The organism is Luteitalea sp., assembly GCF_044337415.1.
In the GTDB taxonomy this organism is placed as follows: Bacteria; Acidobacteriota; Vicinamibacteria; order Vicinamibacterales; family Vicinamibacteraceae; genus Luteitalea.
The window spans coordinates 1-3,861 of sequence record NZ_JBIINP010000306.1 but is presented as its reverse complement, the minus strand read 5'-3'; the positions used below and the strand labels follow the sequence as shown (position 1 = coordinate 3,861).

Below are 3,861 nucleotides of genomic sequence, written 5' to 3'. Positions count from 1 at the left end.
GGCTGCCGGGCATCCATCGCGGGGTGCGGGCATTGTAGCCCCGCCTCCGCCAGAGTCCATCCAGGACCCTGGCCAGCCGCCGCGTCGGCCCCTTTGCGTCACGCCGACCTGGCGGCCGCCGGCGCGCCGTACGTGCCCGGCAGGCGCCTGCCGTAGTTCGCACCGGGAGCCCTGCGCACGCGGGGCTCCCAGTGGCCACGGCTCAGCGCAAACCGGCCTTACGCAGGATGGTCATCATCGGGCACCAGTTGGTGAGGCCCGACTGGAACAGGTTCAGCCCTGCAAACAGCGTCAGGAAGAACCAGTTCGGGTGCACATACATGCCCGCCAATACCGAACCGGTGACGACCACGCCGGCAATCAGGCGCAGGGTCTTCTCGAGGGTGCTGGTCGTGCAGGCGTCGGCACCCGCGGTTGCGTCGATCGTTCGTGTCGTCATGCGTGTCTCCGGTCGTCAGTGCGCGGCGGCCGGCGCGGCCGCCTCCGCGGGGACGGCCTGCGCGCGTCGGCGCGCTGCCATGTAATAGAGGACGGGCACGGCCATTCGTGACAGCATCAGCGAGGCCACCTCGCCGGCCATCAGCGACACGGCCAGTCCCTGGAAGATCGGGTCGAACAGGATCACGCCCGCACCCACGATCACGGCGGCGGCCGTGAGGGCCATCGGCCGGAACCGCACCGCGCCTGCATCCACGACGGCCTGCTCGAGCGGCATGCCCTCGCGGACCCGCAACTCGATGAAGTCCACCAGGATGATCGAGTTCCGCACGACGATCCCGGCACCGGCGATGAAGCCGATCATCGACGTCGCCGTGAAGAACGCGCCCATCGCCGCATGCGCCGGCAGGATGCCGACCAGTGAGAACGGGATGGCGATCATGATCAGCAGCGGCGTCTCGAACGACCCGAACCAGCCGACCACCAGGATGTAGATGAGGATGAGCACCACGGCGAACGCCAGGCCGAGGTCGCGGAAGACCTCGATGGTGACGTGCCACTCGCCGTCCCACTTCATCGACGGCACCGACGTTTGCTCGGGCTGCACCGCGTTGAAGATCTCCACGCCATGCCCCTCGGGCAGCCGAATCTTCCGGATCTCCTCGTTCATCCGCATGATCGCGTAGACCGGGCTCTCGTCCTCGCCCGCCAGGTCACCCGTCACATAGGTCACCGGCAGCAGGTTCTTGTGGTACAGGCTGACGTCCTCCGTGCGCGTCTCGAGGCGGGTGAGCTCGCCGATCGACACCGGCGACGGCCCCGCGAGGCGCAGCGCGCGGAAGGCCGCGAGGTCGTGGCGCTGCTCACGCGGCAGGCGCAGCAGCACCGGCACGTCCTCGCGCGACGCATCGTCGTGCAGCAGGCCGGCCGACTCGCCGCCGCCCGCCATGTGCACCAGGCCCGCCACCGTGGCCGGCGCGATGCCCGCTGCCGCGGCCTTCTCCTCGTCCACCACGAGCGAGAGCTTCGGCTGCGGGTCCTCCACGTACCAGTCGGTGTCCACGACGCCCGACGTGCGCTCGAAGATGGCGCGCACCTGCGCGGCCACGGCGTTCCGCCGCACCGGGTCGGGCCCGTAGATCTCGGCGACGAGGGTCTGGAGGACCGGCGGGCCCGGCGGCACTTCCGCCACCTGAATGGTGGCGCCAGCCGCCTTCGCCACCGGCAGCAACTGCTCGCGGAGCCGACGCGCGATCGCGTGACTCTGCTCCGAGCGCTCGTGCTTGGCCAGCAGGTTCACCTGCAGGTCGCCGAGGTGCGGTGCCTGCCGCAGGAAGTAGTGCCGGACGAGGCCGTTGAAGTTGTGCGGCGAGGCCGTGCCGACGTAGTCCTGCACGTCCTTCACGGCGGGATCCTCGAGCGCGATCGCGGCCAGGCGCGACGTCACGGCCGCCGTCTGCTCCAGGGTGGTGCCCTCCGGCATGTCCACGATCACCTGGAACTCGCTCTTGTTGTCGAACGGCAGCATCTTCACCGTGACGAGCTTGAGCGGCACCAGCGCCATCGCCGCGAGGAGCAACGCCACGACGCCACCGAGGAAGATCCAGCGACGACGGCTGTCGGCGATGAGCGGCCCCATCGCGCGGCGGTACCAGCGTGTCAGCGCGTCCTCCTGCTCGTCGTGGTGTCCGCCATCGGGGTGCAGCAGGCGCACGGCGGCCCACGGCGTCACCACGAAGGCGACGATGAGCGAGAAGATCATGGCCGCCGAGGCGCCGACCGGAATCGGCCGCATGTATGGCCCCATGAGGCCGCCGACGAACGCCATCGGCAGGATGGCAGCCACCACGGTGAGCGTGGCGAGGATCGTCGGGTTGCCCACCTCGTCCACGGCGCGCAGCGCGATGGCGGTGAGGCCGTCGGCCGCGCCCGTGCTCATCCGCGCGTGGCGCACCATGTTCTCCACCACGACGATGGCGTCGTCCACCAGGATGCCGATCGAGAAGATCAGCGCGAAGAGGGTGATGCGGTTCAGCGTGTAGCCGTACAGGTAGAACATGAACAGCGTCAGCGCGAGCGTGACCGGGATGGCGACCATCACGACGAGCGCCTCACGGCGGCCGAGGGCGAGCCAGATGAGGATCGACACCGAGACGACCGCGATCGCCATGTGGTACAGCAGCTCGTTGCTCTTCTCCGCGGCCGTCTCGCCGTAGTCGCGCGTCACCTGGACGTGCACGTCGGTGGGGATCAGCGTCCCCTTCAGCGCGTCGACCTTGGCGAGGACATGGTGGGACACGGCCGTGGCGTTGGTGCCGGCGCGCTTGGCGACGGCGATCGTCACCGCAGGCGCCGCGCCCTGGCCGCGCACGTGGTGCCGCACGTAGGTCGACGGATCGGCGTCGCGGTCCGAGACGGTCGCAACATCCGACAGGCGCACCGGGCGTCCGGCCCGCGAGGCGACCACGACGTCTCGCAACTGCTCGATCGTCTCGATGCGCACGCCGGCCTCGAGCGTGCTGGCCTGTCCGCCGACGAGCGGGCCGGCCGCCGACGACCGCGTGCTGCCCTGCACCGCCCCCCTGACCATGAGCGGGTCGATGCCGTAGACGTCGAGGCGCGCCGGGTCGATCTCGACGCTCGCGACGCGCGGACGCCCGCCGAGGATGTCGACCTCGGACACGTCCGGCACTTCCTTGATGGCGTCGTGGAGCTGTGCGGCGAGCAGGCGCAGCTGGTGATCGTCGTAGCGCGTGGACCACAGCGTGATGCCGAGGATCGGCACGTCGTCGATCGAGCGCAGCTTGACCAGCGGCCCATGCGCGCCCGGCGGGATGCGGTCGATGTTCGCGTGCAGCTTCTGGTTGAGCCGCACCAGGGCGTCTTCCTGGTTCTGGCCGACCTTGAAGCGCACGATGACCATCGAGCGCCCGGGGCTCGACGTGGAGTACACGTACTCGACGCCGGGGATCTCCCACAGCAGCTTCTCGACGGGTCGGGTGATGCGCTGCTCGACCTCCGCCGGCGGGGCGCCGGGAAGCTCCACGAACACGTCGACCATCGGGACGATGATCTGGGGCTCCTCCTCGCGGGGCAGGCCCATCACCGCCATGAGGCCGAGGCCCGTCGACGCCACGATCAGCAGCGGTGTCAGCTTGGAGTGGATGAAGGCCGCGGCGATACGGCCAGCGGTACCGAGGCCAGCCATCACTTCGCTCCCGCGCGCAGCGGCGTGCCGTCGGTCAGCCCGATCGGCGGCGCGGTGACGATGCGTTCGCCGTCGGCCAGGCCGGTCACGACCTCGACGCCTTCGTGCAGCGTGCGCCCGAGCACGACCATCCGCAGGCGCGCGACATCGCCCTCCGACACGAAGACGGAGGTCACCTGGCCCCGGCGGACGATGGCCGCCGGCGGTACGAGCAG

Annotated in this window: 2 protein-coding genes and 1 pseudogene; all 3 read right to left on the bottom strand. The window is 70.1% G+C overall.

Translation table 11 applies throughout. The features are described 5' to 3' along the window. Window positions 1-202 precede the first annotated feature (202 nt). Window positions 203-439: a DUF2892 domain-containing protein gene (locus ACIRDX_RS21400; RefSeq protein WP_396627458.1), complete on the bottom strand. Its 237-nt coding sequence runs from the start codon at window positions 437-439 to the stop codon at window positions 203-205. Between the two features lie 15 nt (window positions 440-454). Then, window positions 455-3,646, bottom strand: a complete 3,192-nt coding sequence (locus ACIRDX_RS21395; RefSeq protein WP_396627457.1) for an efflux RND transporter permease subunit — start codon at window positions 3,644-3,646, stop codon at window positions 455-457. After that, window positions 3,646-3,861, bottom strand: a pseudogene (locus tag ACIRDX_RS21390) (efflux RND transporter periplasmic adaptor subunit); the annotation flags it as partial. The pseudogene ACIRDX_RS21390 and the gene ACIRDX_RS21395, both read right to left, overlap by 1 nt.

What these genes read in the sequence shown, in the direction of transcription:
- ACIRDX_RS21400 (WP_396627458.1), bottom strand. Translation starts at nt 439, where the DNA reads ATGACGACACGAACGATCGACGCAACCGCGGGTGCCGACGCCTGCACG.
- ACIRDX_RS21395 (WP_396627457.1), bottom strand. Translation starts at nt 3,646, where the DNA reads ATGGCTGGCCTCGGTACCGCTGGCCGTATCGCCGCGGCCTTCATCCAC.